The following is a 14876-nucleotide window of genomic DNA, read 5'->3' as shown; positions in this document are numbered from 1 at the left end:
CGAACGAGGGTCCGGGAGCGCGCGCGATAGGGTCCAGGCGGCGGGCGGCGCACGGCGCGCACCACGGCGATCGGGACGGCGAGGCGGCTACGTGCGAGCGATTCTGCGAGGCGCGGCACGGCGCGGCAGCCACCGCGCCCGGCTCGCCGTGGGGCGTCGCTACCGCGTGTCGCTCGAACGCGATTCGCCCGAGTTGCGCGCCTACCTCCTGGTCGGCGCCACCCTGGCCCGCGCCGTCCGGCTGCGCGAGACGCTGCGGTCCGGTTCGTGGAGCTCGCTCGAGGACGTCACGCTCGCACTCTCGCGTCGGACGCACCGCGCACGACGGTCGGCGGCCGGCGAGCTGGAGCTGCGCGGCGCGGCCGTGAGCGGCGGCGGCGAGCTCAGCCTCTCCCTCGCCGGGCCCACCGACCGCTGTGCGGACGTGCACGCCGTCGCGTTCTCGACACCGACCGAGACCGTCGAGGTGGCGGCGTTCGCGGTCCCCGGCGACCGCGCCGTCCGGCTGGTGGCGCCGGTCCCGCCGGCGGTGCTCGCCGGCGCGACCGCGGAGCTGCGCGTCGTCACCGGGCGGCGCAGCGTCGACGTGTTCGTGACCTCGCGCGACACGCTGGCCGACCCGCCCGGTGCGCCGGCACGGCTCGCCCTCGCCCGCGACGGCCGACTGCGACTGCTCGGCGCGCTCTCCGGAGGTCCCTTCGTCGCACACTCGCTCGCGCCGGGGTTGCGCACGCTCGAGATCGGCTGGGACGGCACGGGCGAGGCCGCCCTGCGCCTGGACGGTGCCGACGGCGAACGGGTCGAGCTGGCCGGCACCGTCGGCGCGGACGGGCGACGGCGCGTGTCGGTCCCGCTGGGCGATCTCGTGCGCGCCCACCCGGTCCGGTGGCTGGCCGCCGTCGGGGGGTCCGCCGCCGGGACGTGGACGCCGCTGCGTCAGCCGCTCGACGCGCGACCGCTGCACGAGGACACCGCCGCCTTCCTCGTGCGCACCGACGACGGCGTGGCCGACGTCGCCACCGGTTACGCCGAGGACAACGTGCTGCGGATCAGCACGGGCCCGCCGCGATGAGCCGGCCGAGGCTCACCTGGATCGCCGAGTCGCTGCGACCCAACGGCGCGCTGACGATGACCCGCCGGCGTATGCACGCCCTGCGGACCGTGGCCACCAGCCGCCTCGTCGTCCTGTCGCGCGACCCCGCCACCCGCGCCCAGGACGCCTCGCCGTACCGGGGCGTCCACGCGCTGGCCGGATTGTCGGGGGAGGCGCTGGTCGCGCGGGCGGACGTCGTGATGACCACCTCCGCGCGCAGCCTCGCCTCGGCCACCGCCCGCCGACACGGCGGCATGCGCATCGTCCACTTCCTGCACGGCAACGCGATGTCCGCCCTGCGCAACGAGCTGTTCCTCCGCTCGATCCCGGCGGCCAGCCGGGTCGTCGTCCCCCTCTCGATCGACCCGGTCGCGTTCGCCCGCGACGCGGGCATCGCCGCCCACCGCGTGGTCGCGTGCGACGACTTCGTGCTCCCGCAGGACGCACCCCTCGCGACGGCGCTCGCGCCCGTCGTCCTCGCCGTGGGTCAGGTGACGACCGACACGACGCTGGTCGACGTGGTGGAGGCGTTCCGCCTGGCGCTGCCCGGCCTCGCCGGCTGGCAGCTGCGCATCGTCGGCGCGGGCGGCGGGACCCGGCTGCTCACCCAGGCGATCGAGGACGCGGGTCTCGTGGGACGCGCGATCCTGCTCGGTGCCCGCCACGACCTGCCGACCCACTACCTCGACGCCGGCCTGGTGGTCCGGACGCAGCCCAACGACGCGAACGGACTGTCGGTCCTCGAGGCGCTGGCCGCCGGCGTGCCCGTGCTGGGCGCCGCCACCGTGCCTGCCGTGCAACGGCTCGTCCGCCACGGCGAGACCGGCTGGGTGCTCGAGCGCAATGAACCCGACGCCATCGCCGAGGCGCTGCTCGCGGCGTGCGACGATCCGGTGCGCGCCGGCATGGCCGCGGCCGTCCGCGCGCAGCGACCGGTGTCGCCCGTGGAACGCGACGCCGACATCGCCCGCCTGATCGCCGAGGTGATGGCCGAACGACCACCCGCAGCGGAGGTGCACACGAGGTGACCGGGACGAACCACGACACCGGCGACGTCGGCAACCACGGTGGCGGTGACCACGGCGGTGTCGACCGCGACGTCGTCACCGTCGACGGCTTCGCGTACCGGCGCGTCGACCGGCTCACCCCGCGGGAGGCCCGCAACGACCTCGCCGACGACGTCCTGGCCGCCCTCGCCGACGCCGGTGTCCGCGGCTTCGTGGTCAAGCCCATCATCGAGCCCGGCATGCACCGCGGCATCCGCATCGGCGTGCCGCCCGGCGGTCGCCACGACGCGCTGCGGGCCCTCGCCCGGCTCGCGGGCCCCGCCGTGCACTACCAGGAGCGGTACCCGCGCGCGCTGGCGCCGCAGGCGGTCCGCCCCCTCACGCCGGAGTCGATGAGCGCGCTGCCGAGCCACTGCGGCTCGCTGCTGCTGGCCCGGTTCTGGTCAGTCGCCGGCGGCAGTCTGCTCTACGGCCTCGAGTACGCCGTCGGCATCGAGTTCTGGACCGTCAGCGAGACCGACCCGCACGTCGTGCTGGCCTCGCGGCGGAACGCGGCGGCGGTGGAGACGAGCGACGACCTGCTCGCGGACGCCACCATCACCGTCGACGGCCGGAGCCGGCCGTCCATCGCCCTGTTCGACCGCGCGATGCTCGGCGAGGCGACGTTCGAGGTCGACGCCGTCTACACCTGGGTCGACGGCGACGACCCGGCCTGGCGGGAGCGCATGCTGCGGGCTCGCGCGGACTCCGAGGGCGTCGAGTACCACCCCGAGTCGTTGGCGGTGAACCGCTTCCTGAGCCGTGACGAGCTGCGCTACTCGCTGCGCTCGCTGGCGATGTACGCCCCGTGGATCCGGCGGATCTTCCTCGTCACCGACCAGCAGGTACCCGCGTGGCTGGACCCGGACGACGATCGCATCACCGTCGTCGACCACCGCGACATCTACACCGACCCGAGCGTGCTGCCCGTCTTCAACTCGAGCGCGATCATCACCCAGCTGCACCACATCGAGGGCCTGGCCGAGCACTACCTGTACCTGAACGACGACATCTTCCTCGGCCGGGACGTGCGACCGGAGAACTTCTGGTTCGGCAACGGGATCACGAAGATGTTCCCGAGCCGGCTGACCCGCCCGTTCGGTGCGGCGCACAGCGAGGACGCGCCGCACTTCAACATCTCGAAGAACATCCGGACCGTGCTCGAGCGCGACCTCGACGTGTCGATCTCGAACTCGATCCGTCACACGCCCTACCCGCAGGTGCGCTCGGTGAACTACGAGCTGGAGGAGCGCTTCGCCGCGGAGCTGCGCGCCACCGCCGGGCACCGCTTCCGGCACCACACCGACATCGCGCAGGACCAGCTCTTCCACTACTACGCCCAGGCCACGGCGCGCGCGGTGCCGGTGCCGCGGACCGAGTTCACCTACGAGTACGTCAACGTGGGCGTCGCCCGGTCGGTGCACCGGCTGCGCCGCATCCTGCGCGGCCGTGACATCGACACCATCTGCCTCAACGACGCGCCGGAGCCGGGCGAGGAGCCGCTCGACGACACCGTCGTCGCGGAGTTCCTGGCCGACTACTACCCGCTGGCCGCCCCCTGGGAGCGTGCCGACGGGTGACCGGCGGCGCTCAGCCCCGGCGGGCGATGACGCGGTACAGCTGCGGGTCCTCGCCCTTGTAGGGCGAGAAGCCGTTGCCCTCCTGCTCGAGCAGCGGGGTGAAGCCGTAGGTCTCGCGCAGCGAGCGACCGAAGGCCGGCCCGTTCTGGAAGCGCCGGTAGTGGTTGCCGTGCACCTTGGCGATCGTCTCGTCCCGGTCGGTGCGGAACTCGGCGGCGATGTAGTCGCCCGGCCGCGAGCACTCGGCGACGACGCCCATCAGCACCTTCTGCACGTCCTCGGGGATCGAGTGCAGGAAGAAGCGCAGGTAGAACGTCATTGGCGCGTCCCCGCCGCGAGCCGCCTGCAGCGTCTGGCGCAGCAGCGCCGCGTCGCCGACGTCGCACGCGCTGAAGGACAGCGTGCCGCCGTAGCCCATCTGCTCGGCCTTCCTGGTGGCCTGCCGGACGCCCACGTGCGAACGGTCGAGCCCGGTGACCCGCGCCCGGCCGCCGCCGGCGAAGGCGTAGGAGTCGCGCCCGTCGCCGCAGCCGATGTCGACCACCGTGTCGGGGACGTCGGTGCGCGACTGCACGAGCTGCTGGAACGTCGACCCGGTGGTGTAGACGGTGCGGGCGTAGAAGTCGGCCCAGTAGATCTCCTCGACGACCGGCGCGGGCAGGAACCCGTCGCTGGCCTGCGCGGTGCGCTCGGTCGCCCAGCTGAAGCCCGGGTTCGGGGTGCGCCAGTCGGGGCCGTAGACGTGCTCGAGGACGGTGTCGGCACCGCTCGGCACGAGCGCCTTGGCGCCGGCGAAGTCGACCTCCTCGGTCGTGTTCCACGGCGCGAGCGTCCCGCTGCCGGCGACGCCGTGCGGGAACTGCACCGTCCCGCTCTCGTCGACGTAGAGGTGGTACAGGTTCACGAGCACGCCCGGCTGGTCGGGCACGGTGATCTTCAACGACGTGGGGCGGGCGTGGACGCCGAGGCCGGCGTCGATGAGGGCGAAGCCGATGTCGCGCAGGTCGCGTGCCGCGGCCGCGGCGTCGCGGTGCGACGACACGAAGGCGGCGTCGAAGTCGAGGTCGTGGCCGATGAAGCCGCCCTCGCGCACGGCGCCGAGCAGCGTGCCGTACGCCAGCACGGCGTCGTAGCCGAAGGCCTCGGCCAGGTAGGCGCGCACCCGGCCGTAGAGCTCCAGCACCCCGCCCTGCCAGGCGGTGTCGAGCGTCTTGGACAGCTGCAGCGCGCCGGTGCGGCTGAACACCTCGCCCGCGGCGAGACGCTGGGCCAGATCGGCGGGCGTGCGCGTGCCGGCGGCGTCGGGCACGTGCACCATGCCGCTGCCGGCGATCGGCAGGGCGCGCGTCCCCACTCGCACCGACAACCGGTTGCCGGGGCCGACGAAGTCCCACAGGTCGGCGAGCGCGAAGGAGAACTGCCGGGCGGTGCCGCTCACGTGGCGCTCGGCCGGGTCCGCGGCGAACGCCGCGTCCACCTCGGTGCCGTCGACGTGCAGCGTGACGCGCGTGGGCTCGGCGTCGGGCGAGACCTCGACCCACCCGCTGACGGTGTCGCGGTCGAAGGTCTCGACGAGACCGTTGCTGCCGACGGGCCCGGCGTGCGTGCTGGTCATGGTGGTGGCTGCCTCTTTCGGACTCGCGGTTCCGGACTCAATGACGGCTCTGGCACGTCTCGTCGGCGCCCCGCGGGCCCGGTCTGGCCGGGCCCGCACCGAGCGCTGCGCGGCGACGTGCGGCCTGAACGCTACCGAACCGCGTTTCGGACGACCCGGCGTACGGCCGGTAACCTGCGGGCGAACGGCACGGTGAGAGGAGGTTGCGCATGGCGGGCCGGCTGAACCACCCACGCCTGCTCGGCCGCTTCCCCGAACCCATGCGTCAACGCGCGCAGCGACTCCAGCACCGCGAGACCCCCTGGTTGACGCGGCCGGTCTCCCGTGGGGTCGGCCGGGGGGTCACCCCCCAGTCGGTGACCTCGTTCGCCGCGCACGAGGTCCGCGCCGAGGTCGCCGCCGCCGTCGTGGACGCCCTGACGCACCGCGACGTCCCCCACGCCCTCGTGCCCGGTCCCCACCGCACCGTGCGCCAGGTCGCGGTCGCCGCCGCCGACCGCGAGGCGGCGATGGCCGCGCTCGACAGCGCCCTCGCCGGCCCGGGATGGGTCGTCGAGCCGGCGGGCAGCCGCCGCCACCGCGCCCCCGTCGTCACCGTGCACCGGGTCCTGGCCGCGCCCGGCGGCCAGGTGCTGTGCGGGGACGACACCAGCTGCGAGATCGGCTTCTGGCCGCTCGTGACCGACGCCGGCACGTGCCGCACCGAGGGCGGCGAGCACCGGCCCGGCACGCTGCTCGCCCCGTCGCGCAACGGCGTCGCCGCCTACCTGACGCCCGAGACCTGGGCTCGGGCCACGTCGTCGACCCCCCACTGGGTCGTCGCCGACCCGCGGCCCGACGCCTTCGAGGTCACCGAGCCGATCGACATCGTCTACACGTGGGTCGACGGCGACGACCCGGCGTGGCAGGCGAGGCGCTCCGCCTACGCCCCCGGCAGCGACCTCAACGCCTCGGCCGCCCATGCCTCGCGCTACGCCAGCCGCGACGAGCTGCGGTACTCGCTGCGTTCGGTGGCGATGTACGCGAGCTGGGTGCGGACCGTCTTCGTCGTCACCGACGACCAGGTGCCGAAGTGGCTCGACACCACCCACCCGAAGATCCAGGTGGTCGACCACCGCGACATCTTCCCCGACCACGCGGCGCTGCCCGTGTTCAACAGTCACGCCATCGAGTCGCGGCTGCACCACATCGAGGGCCTCGCCGAGCACTACCTCTACCTCAACGACGACATGTTCTTCGGCCGGCCGGTGGAGCCCGAGCTGTTCTTCCTCGGCAACGGGCTGCAGAAGGTGTTCCTGTCCAAGGACACCATCGACCTCGACCCGCCGACGGCCCGCGACCTGCCGGCGATCACCGCGGCGAAGAACCAGCGCGACCTCCTCGAGCACGACTTCGGGCTGACCGTGCGCCGTAAGTACCAGCACGCCGCGCACCCGCAGCTGCGCAGCGTCCTGGCCGAGATGGAGCGGCGCCACCCGGAGCTGTTCGAGGCGGTCGCCCGATCGCGCTTCCGGCACCCGGCCGACCACTCGATCCCGTCGTCGCTGCAGCAGTCCTACGCGCTCGCGCTCGGCCGGGCCGTCCCCGGCGAGTGGACCTACCAGTACCAGGACATCGGCCGGGCCACGACGCCGCGCGCACTCGACGGAGTGCTGCGCCGCCGGCCGCAGTCGTTCTGCCTCAACGACATGGGCACCGAGGAGATCGACCCGGTGGTCGCCGAGGAGGCGCTGACGCGGTTCTTCGGCGAGTACTTCCCCCTCCAGGCGCCCTGGGAGATCCCCGGCGAATGAGCGCGCCGGTGTGAGCCAGCGTGCTCGCCGCGCGAGCTTGCCGGGCTCCCGGAACGGGGACGGCTAGATTCGGGGTATGTCCGCCGCCCCCGACGACGCCGCCGACGCCGCGGACGCCTCCGGTGTCGGGTCGTCCCCGGCACCGCCGCCGACGGTCACCGTGATCATGACGGCGCTGGAGGAGGAGAAGCACCTCACCGCGGCCGTCGAGAGCGTCTTCACGCAGGACTACGACGGCCCGCTGGACCTCGTCGTCGCCGTCGGGCCCTCCCGCGACAGCACCCGCGCCCTGGCCGATCGGCTGGCCCGCGAGCACGCCGACCGGATGCAGGTCGTCGACAACCCCACCGGCCGGACGCCCGCCGGGCTGAACCGGGCCATCGCCGCCATCGGCCCCGGCACCACCGTCGTCGTGCGCACCGACGGGCACGCGACGCTGCCGCCGTCCTACGTCCGCACCGCGGTGGACGTCCTGCAGCGCACCGGCGCGGCGAACGTGGGCGGGATGATGGTCCCGGAGGGCTCCACCACCTTCGAGCGCGCCGTCGCCCGGGCGATGTCCGAGCCGATCGGGCTCGGCTCGGTGCCCTTCCACGTCGGCGGGGAGGCCGGCCCGGCCGACACCGTCTACCTGGGTGTGTTCACCCGCTCCGTCCTGGACAAGACCGGCGGCTTCGACGAGCACTTCGCCCGCGCGCAGGACTGGGAGCTCAACCACCGCATCCGCGACCTCGGCGAGACGGTGTGGTTCGACCCGCGGCTGCAGGTCACGTACCGGCCGCGGCCCAACCTGCGCCGGCTCGCCACGCAGTTCCACGGCTCGGGACGCTGGCGATGGCAGATCATCCGCGCCTACCCGGCCACCGCCAGCGCCCGCTACCTCGCCGCCCCCGGGACGACGTTCGTGCTCGGGGCCGCCGCGGCCACGCTGATCGGCAACGCCGCCACACGACGCAACCGGGTGGTCGGCGCGATCGCCGGCGCGGCACCGGCCGGCTACCTCGCCGTCGTCCTCGGCGGCGCCGCCCGCAGCCGCCGCGGTCTCTCCCGCGGCGCGAGTGCCTGGTACCCGGCCGTGCTCGTCACCATGCACCTGTCGTGGGGCAGCGGGTTCCTCGCCGAGATGTTCTCGGACGCGGTGACGGCGGCCCGCGGTCGACGCCGGCGGGTGCCGGTCGGAGGAGGACGATGACCGGGTCGGCCATGACGTGCATCACGCTCCCAGGGCCGGCGGCCCGATGAGGCAGCAGGTCGCGATCCTCGCGGCCGGGCGCGGTACCCGGCTCGGGCGACCGCACCCGAAGCCGCTGACCCCCCTCGCCGACGGCAGCACCATCCTCGGCGGCCAGCTGGCCAAGGTGGCCGAGACCTTCGGGGATCCGCAGGTCTACGTCGTCGTCGGCTTCAAGCTGGAGATGATCCTCGAGGCGCACCCCGGGGCGGTGTTCGTCTACAACGAGGCCTACGACGAGACCAACACCTCGCAGAGCCTGCGCCGGGCCCTCGCCGCCACGAACGACGGCGGCGTGCTGTGGATGAACGGAGACGTGGTGTTCGACCGGGCCCTGCTGGCTCTTACGATTCCGCTCATCGATGCACAGCAGTCCTTCGTCGCCGTCAACACCGCGAGTGTCGCCGACGAAGAGGTGAAGTACACGGTCGACGAAGAGGGTTGGATTCGCGAGTTGTCCAAGACGGTGACCGGCGGCCTGGGCGAGGCCGTCGGCGTCAACTACGTGTCGGCGGCGGACAAGCCGGTGCTGCTGCGTCGGCTCGCCGAGGTGGCCGACCAGGACTACTTCGAGCGCGGCATCGAGCTCGCCATCGAGCACGACCGCATGCGCGTCGCCGCCCTGGACATCTCCGCCCTGGACGCCGTCGAGGTCGACACCCCCGACGACCTCGTGCGCGCCAACCGCTCGCTGCGCACCCACGGCGGCCCGGCATGACCGCGGCCAGCCTGTACAGCCGTCCCGAGGGGTTCACCTCCGGGTCCGGGCGCGCGACCGCCGTCCAGCGGATCAAGCGGGTGGCCCAGTACCGGCGCATCCTCACCCTGCTGGTGCGCCGCGACCTCAAGGTCCGCTACGCCGGGTCGGCGCTCGGCTACGTGTGGACGGTGCTCGACCCGCTGCTGATGAGCGCCGTCTACTGGTTCATCTTCGTCAAGGTGTTCGGGCGCAACGTGCCCGGCGAGAACCCCTACATCATGTTCCTGGTCATGGGGCAGCTGATGTGGGCCTGGTTCAACGGCGGCGTCACCGGGGCGGCCCGTGCCCTGCGTTCCGAGTCGCAGATGGTGCGCTCCAGCAACGTGCCCCGCGAGCTCTGGGTGCTGCGCTCGATCTGCTCCAAGGCCGTCGAGTACTTCCTGAGTCTGCCGGTGGTCGTCATCTTCGCGCTCGTCTACACGAAGAAGCCCACGTGGCACATCCTGCTGCTGCCGCTGTCGTGGGTGATGATGTTCGTGCTGCTGGCCGGTCTCGGGCTGCTGCTCGCGCCGATCAACATCCTGGTGCGCGACACCGAGAAGGTCATCCCGATCGTGCTGCGGCTGCTGTTCTACATGTCGCCGATCATCTACAGCATCGACACGGTGGCCAAGAAGCTGCACGGCTTCACGTTCATCTACCACATCAACCCGGTGGTGGGCCCGATCTCCATGGCCCGCGCGACGTTCTTCCCGTCCGAGTTCCGCTGGCCCATCATCTGGCACTCCGCGATCATCTGCGTCGGCATCTTCGTCCTCGGCCTGTTCACCTTCGGACGCCTGGAGCGCCAGGTGCTCAAGGAGGTCTGAGCGTGAGCGAACTCGACATCCCCCCGGCGGCGCCGGGCGAGCCGCTGATCTCGCTGCGCGACGTCGGCATCCAGTTCTCCCGCGGCCGCCGCCGGCACCGCAGCATCCGCGAGCTGATCACGAAGGGCTCGACCGGCACCCGCACCGACGAGTTCTGGCCGTTCCGCCACGTCTCGTTCGACATCCACCGCGGCGAGGCGATCGGCGTCGTCGGGCGCAACGGCCAGGGCAAGTCGACGTTGCTGAGCCTGCTCGCGGGCGTGCTCATCCCCGACGAGGGCACCGTCGACGTCCGCGCCGGGGTGGCGCCCCTCATCGCCATCACCGGCGGCTTCGCCGGTGACCTCACCGCGCGCGAGAACATCTCGCTGGTGGCGGGCCTGCACGGCATGAGCGACGAGCAGATCGCCGAGAGCTTCGACGAGATCGTCGACTTCGCCGAGATGCGCGACTTCCTGGACACGCCCTACAAGCACTTCTCGTCGGGCATGAAGGTGCGGCTCGCGTTCTCGGTCGTCTCGCGGCTGCGCGAGCCCATCATGCTGGTCGACGAGGTGCTCGCGGTGGGTGACGCCGCGTTCCGCAAGAAGTGCTTCACCCGCATCCAGTGGCTGCTCGAGGAGGGGCAGACGCTGTTCCTCGTCTCGCACTCCGCGGGCAACCTGCGCCGGTTCTGCGAGCGGGGCCTGTACCTCGAGGGCGGCGAGCTGCGCGCCGACGGCCCGATCGAGGACGTCATCAAGCAGTACCAGGTCGACACCGACACCTACAACGACCCGGATCTGAACACCGAGGCCGACGATTCCGACGACGTCGCCTGAGCCGGTGGACGCCGACCGGCCCCGCGTCGCGGTCTGGCGCAACGCCTGGCTGGCCGGGTCGGAGACGTTCGTCCGCGACCAGGTCGCCGCGATGCGGCGCTGGGAGCCGGTCCGCTTCGGCCTGCGGGCGGTGGCCGAGCCGCTCACCCCGGCCGACCGCACATTGCTCGGCCCCTCGCGCCACCACGAGCTGCGCCTCGAGCTCACCGGCTCGATCGGCCTGCGCCGCCGCGCGGCGGCCTTCCTGCGCGAGCGACAGGTCCGCCTCGTCCACGCCCACTTCGGGCTGGACGCGACGTCCGCCCGGCCGGTGGCGGCCCGGCTCGGCGTCCCCCTCGTCGCGACCTGCCACGGCTACGACGTCACCAAGCTGACGCGGCTGCCGCCGCCGATGGGGTGGGAGTACCGGCGCCGGCTGCGGCAGGCGTTCGACTCCGCCGGCGCCCTCGTCGCCGTGTCGCGCTTCATCGCCGAGCGGATGGCCGCGCTGGGCGCCGATCCCGACCGCATCCGCATCCTGCCCATCGGCATCGACACCCGCGGGGTGCGCGACACCGATCCGCTGCCCGATCCCGCGCGGCGGCGCGGCGTCGCGTTCGTCGGCCGGCTCGTCCCCAAGAAGGGCGTCACCGAGCTGCTGCAGACCTGGGGCGCGCTACCCGCGTCACTGCGCGCCCAGCATCCGCTGCGCATCGTGGGCGAGGGTCCGCTGCACGCGGAGCTGGCTGCCGCGGCCGCCGCGGTGGACGGCCCGGTCGAGCTGCTGGGGTACCGCTCGTCGGCCGAGGTCGCCGACGTCCTCGCCCGGAGCGCGGTCTACCTGCAGCCGTCGCGCACCGCGGCCGACGGTGACGCCGAGGGCTTCGGCATGGTCTACCTCGAGGCCGCGCTGCAGGGCCTGCCGTCGGTGGCCTACGCGCACGGCGGGGTCACCGACGCGGTGAGCGACGGCGTCACCGGGCTGCTGGCGCCCGAGGGCGACCACGCCGCCCTCCATGCCAATCTCGAGCAGCTGCTCACCGACCCGGCCCTCGCGGGTCGGCTCGGCGCCGCGGGGCGGCACCGCGTCCTCACCGAGTTCGACGTCGTGACCTGCACCGCCGCGCTGGAGCGGCTCTACGACGAGGTCGCCGGCTCCCGCTGAGCCGGCAGGCCCAGGTCGTCGCCGAAGAGGTCGACGGCCAGCTGCGCGAGCTCGGCGAGCATCCGGTCGGCACGCCGCCCCGGCGCGACGTCGATCAGCTCGATCCGCTCGGCGCACGCGCGCCGGCCGGCCGCGTGCCACACCCGGCCGGTCGCGACGTCGGCGAAGAAGTCGTCGGCGTCGCCGGCGTCGAGCAGCAGGCCGCCCGCGGCCACGCCGAGGTCGGGCCGGTTGAGCCCGCGCTCCCGGCGGTAGGTCTCGAGATCGGGCACGTACAGCCCGATCGAGATGTCGCGGTCGAGCAGGTCCAGCCAGCCGCTTGAGTAGTCCGAGAGCAGGCCGGCCGCCTGGCCCAGCAGCTCGTAGAGCGTCATCCCGGCCCGGTCGACGTCGTCGTCGGTGAGCACGCGCACGCCCAGGGAGGTGAACAGCTCGCTGTCCAGGCGGTGCGGCTTGGCCACGAGCTGCACGCCGTGGCGGGTGGCGGCGGCGGCGAACGCGGCACCCGCCGCGGCCGTCAACGGTTCCCCCTCGTGCAGCCCCACGAGCCCGGCGCTGCGCGAGCTGCGGAACGTCGGCAGCCACACGACCAGCGGCCGGGCCGGGTCGAGCCCCAGGCCGGCGAGCCGGCCCCGGTCCCGGGCGGCGGCCACGACGTCCTGGCGCGGGTTCCCGGCGACGAGGCGGGTGTCGGCGCCGAGGCTGAGGGCGCGGATCGCCTCGTGACCCCACAGCGGCGAGGACGCCGAGTGGGCCTGCGCGCCGATGCGCTGCGCGAAGTTCGCGTTGGCGTTCCACTTGGGGCCGGTGCCGTGCCAGAGGTTGACGTGCAGCCGGCGACCCACCGGGCGGGGGGAGTCGTAGAGGCCGTGCGTGTAGCAGACGAGCTCGGCGCGGACGAAGGTCCGGAACGTGGCGAGACCGCGTTTCGGCACCACCCGGACGCGGTCGGCCGGCCGGCCGACCAACGCCGCCACGCGATCCAGCGCGACCCTCGCCCGGGCCGGGTCGTTCGCGACGAGCACGACCGCGCCGGGGTAGCGATCGGCGAGCGCCACCGCGGTGACGAGCGAGTTCTCCTCGGTGTCGGGCAGGCCGGCGACCAGGGCGAGCCGGCGCGGGCGGGTCACCCGCATGAGCCCCCGCGCGACCGGCACCGCGACCGCGCGGCGCACCGACTTGCGCAGCACGCCCAGGCTCGGCCGGCGCCACGGGACGGTGGCGCGCGGGTTCGCCCGCAGCAGGCTCTCGGGGACGTACACCAGCGCGAGGTACAGCGCGCCCGCCGGCAGCAGCCAACCCAGCTGGTCGGTCGCGGCGCCGGCGACGAGCACGGCCAGCCGGACGAGCCACCCCCCGCCGGCGCGGGCCACCCAGCGCGGCACCGGGGTGCGCCCACCGCGTGCGCGGTAGAACACGTCGTAACGGTGCCAGGCCACCACGAACGCCCAGGCGAAGGCCCACGACAGCGCGTCCCGGTCGGCCAGCAGCGGACCGAGCAGCAGCATCCCGCCCTCGGCCGCCGTCACGAGCAGCGGCAGCACCCACGCCGTCGGACGGCGGGCGGGCCGGCCGCGGTCGAGCAGCCCGTCGTCGCGCAGCGCCGCGACGACGCGGCCCGGGCCGGGCGGCAGCGGGGTGCGGCGGCGCGGGTTGGTCAGCGTGCGGAGCGCCCAGCCGGCGAGCACCCAGGCCAGCCCCGCCCCCACGAGCGTCAGGTAGGCGACGAGGGCGACGGCCGGGCCGCCCACGACCGTCCCCACCAGCAGCCCGACCGACAGCACCAGCCAGCGCTCGCCGATCTGCATGTGGATCGCCTGCTTGACCCAGTGCACCGGGCCGCGGCCGGTGGGCGTCCCGAGCCGGTCGCCGGAGCTCGCGGCGGCCGGGGGCGCGGTGCCGTCGGCGAACGGCCGGGTGTCGGGCGCCGCGCGTCGCCAGAGCGCGAGGACGGTGTCGGCGAACGCGTAGTCGGCCATGTGCCGGGTCAGCTGCAGCCCGATCGCCGCGACCGCCAGCGGCCAGAGATCGCTGCCGGCGACGGCCACGGCGGCGAGCACCGCGTACTCCTTCACCCGGTCGGTCGCGAGGTCGAGCCACGCGCCGAAGCTGCTGAACCGCCGCGTCGAGCGGGCGATCTCGCCGTCGACGCAGTCGAGGACGAGCGACACCTGCAGCAGCAGCGCGCCGGCCACGACCGTCCCGACGTTCCCGGCGGCGATCAGCCCCGCGGCCGTCAGCGCCAGCAGGAACCCGACGACCGTCACCTGGTTGGGGGTCAGCCCGGCACGCACCGCTCGGCGCGACACCCGACGGCTGATCGGGCGCAGCACGAACGTCGACCAGACCCCGTCGCCGCTACGCGACGCCTGCCGCCACGCGAGGTCGTCCTCGTCGAGGGCCTGCGCGGTCGGGAGCGCGTCGGGGGTACGGGCGCCGACGTACGGCTCGGCCGGGACCGCGGTGACAGGCAGGCCGGCGCGCACGAGCGCCACGACCGCGAGCTGCGCCCCGTCGCCCTCCCACCTCGCGCCGACGGTCGCCGCCTCGTCCCACGCCGCCGCCGCGGTGGCGACGTCCGCCGCCGTCACGGCGACCGTCGCCAACGACGTGTGGGTGGCGGCCGGGCCGAGTTCGTGCCGGGCGCTCGCCGCGCCGACGACGACCGCTCCCGCGCACCGGACCCCGTCGGCCGGCCCGGGTGCCGCGGCCGACACCAGCAGCCGGTCGGTGGCGCGCGGGTCGTCGAGGACGTCGAGGACGAGCCGGTCGGACGCGACGAGGTCACCGGGCACGACCGCGATCCCCTCCCCGTTCTCGGCCGCGCGGCGCGCGAGGTCGGCGAGGGCCCGCAGGACGACGGCGGGCGGAGCTGCGGGCACCGGGGTCACGCGGGCGCGGACGCGGTCGGGGAGCCGGTCGAGCTGGGCACGCAGCCGAGGCCGCGTCGCGGGCCCGCCGCCGACGAGAGCGACGATCACCGG

11 protein-coding genes are annotated in these 14876 nt (G+C 74.0%); 9 read left to right on the top strand and 2 right to left on the bottom strand.

Features of this window, described 5'->3' with window-relative positions:
* Window positions 1-91 precede the first annotated feature (91 nt).
* From BUE29_RS08625 to BUE29_RS08615, 3 genes are read left to right on the top strand one after another with little or no spacing between them, the layout of a single operon-like run.
* Window positions 92-1072, top strand: coding sequence for a hypothetical protein (locus BUE29_RS08625; protein ID WP_143168072.1), 981 nt, complete (start codon window positions 92-94; stop codon window positions 1070-1072).
* Window positions 1069-2121, top strand: a complete 1053-nt coding sequence (locus tag BUE29_RS08620; RefSeq protein ID WP_073388622.1) for a glycosyltransferase — start codon at window positions 1069-1071, stop codon at window positions 2119-2121. Before BUE29_RS08625 ends, BUE29_RS08620 begins: the two co-directional genes overlap by 4 nt.
* Entirely contained in the window at window positions 2118-3719 is a 1602-nt protein-coding gene (locus BUE29_RS08615) for a stealth family protein (protein ID WP_073388620.1), read from the top strand. Before BUE29_RS08620 ends, BUE29_RS08615 begins: the two co-directional genes overlap by 4 nt.
* A 10-nt stretch (window positions 3720-3729) precedes the next feature.
* Here the strand turns inward: BUE29_RS08615 and BUE29_RS22780 are convergent, their stop codons facing one another.
* Window positions 3730-5334: a methyltransferase domain-containing protein gene (locus BUE29_RS22780; protein ID WP_073388618.1), complete on the bottom strand. Its 1605-nt coding sequence runs from the start codon at window positions 5332-5334 to the stop codon at window positions 3730-3732.
* A 209-nt stretch (window positions 5335-5543) separates the two neighbouring features.
* Between BUE29_RS22780 and BUE29_RS08605 the strand changes: the two genes are divergently transcribed.
* The 6 genes from BUE29_RS08605 (at window position 5544) to BUE29_RS08580 (ending at window position 11892) form a co-directional block, all read left to right on the top strand.
* A complete protein-coding gene (locus BUE29_RS08605; protein ID WP_073388614.1) occupies window positions 5544-7127 on the top strand; it encodes a stealth family protein in 1584 nt (527 codons plus the stop codon).
* A gap of 76 nt (window positions 7128-7203) precedes the next feature.
* Window positions 7204-8319 (top strand): glycosyltransferase family 2 protein, encoded by a 1116-nt coding sequence (locus BUE29_RS08600; protein WP_073388611.1) that lies wholly within the window; start codon window positions 7204-7206, stop codon window positions 8317-8319.
* Between the two features lie 46 nt (window positions 8320-8365).
* Window positions 8366-9076 carry a phosphocholine cytidylyltransferase family protein gene (locus BUE29_RS08595; protein ID WP_073388608.1) on the top strand — a complete coding sequence of 237 codons (711 nt, stop codon included), beginning with the start codon at window positions 8366-8368 and terminating at the stop codon, window positions 9074-9076.
* Window positions 9073-9927 (top strand): ABC transporter permease, encoded by an 855-nt coding sequence (locus tag BUE29_RS08590; protein WP_084180854.1) that lies wholly within the window; start codon window positions 9073-9075, stop codon window positions 9925-9927. The genes BUE29_RS08595 and BUE29_RS08590 overlap by 4 nt, the downstream gene beginning before the upstream one ends.
* A 2-nt stretch (window positions 9928-9929) precedes the next feature.
* Complete coding sequence (locus BUE29_RS08585; RefSeq protein WP_084180853.1) at window positions 9930-10748, top strand: ABC transporter ATP-binding protein; 819 nt, start codon at window positions 9930-9932, stop codon at window positions 10746-10748.
* A 4-nt stretch (window positions 10749-10752) separates the two neighbouring features.
* Window positions 10753-11892 (top strand): glycosyltransferase, encoded by a 1140-nt coding sequence (locus BUE29_RS08580; protein ID WP_073388605.1) that lies wholly within the window; start codon window positions 10753-10755, stop codon window positions 11890-11892.
* On the opposite strand, the gene BUE29_RS08575 is transcribed toward BUE29_RS08580, so the two are convergent.
* A complete protein-coding gene (locus tag BUE29_RS08575) occupies window positions 11865-14873 on the bottom strand; it encodes a DUF5941 domain-containing protein (protein ID WP_073388602.1) in 3009 nt (1002 codons plus the stop codon). The two genes, BUE29_RS08580 and BUE29_RS08575, sit on opposite strands and share 28 nt — an antisense overlap.
* Window positions 14874-14876: the final 3 nt, after the last annotated feature.

This window comes from Jatrophihabitans endophyticus, from assembly GCF_900129455.1.
In the GTDB taxonomy this organism is placed as follows: Bacteria; Actinomycetota; Actinomycetes; order Mycobacteriales; family Jatrophihabitantaceae; genus Jatrophihabitans; species Jatrophihabitans endophyticus.
The sequence above is the reverse complement of the archived record's forward strand: the minus strand, read 5'-3'. Positions and strand labels throughout refer to the sequence as shown.

Coding starts and splice junctions, on each gene's coding strand:
- BUE29_RS08620 (WP_073388622.1), top strand. CDS start 1,069: ATGAGCCGGCCGAGGCTCACCTGGATCGCCGAGTCGCTGCGACCCAAC.
- BUE29_RS22780 (WP_073388618.1), bottom strand. CDS start 5,334: ATGACCAGCACGCACGCCGGGCCCGTCGGCAGCAACGGTCTCGTCGAG.
- BUE29_RS08605 (WP_073388614.1), top strand. CDS start 5,544: ATGGCGGGCCGGCTGAACCACCCACGCCTGCTCGGCCGCTTCCCCGAA.
- BUE29_RS08600 (WP_073388611.1), top strand. CDS start 7,204: ATGTCCGCCGCCCCCGACGACGCCGCCGACGCCGCGGACGCCTCCGGT.
- BUE29_RS08595 (WP_073388608.1), top strand. CDS start 8,366: ATGAGGCAGCAGGTCGCGATCCTCGCGGCCGGGCGCGGTACCCGGCTC.
- BUE29_RS08590 (WP_084180854.1), top strand. CDS start 9,073: ATGACCGCGGCCAGCCTGTACAGCCGTCCCGAGGGGTTCACCTCCGGG.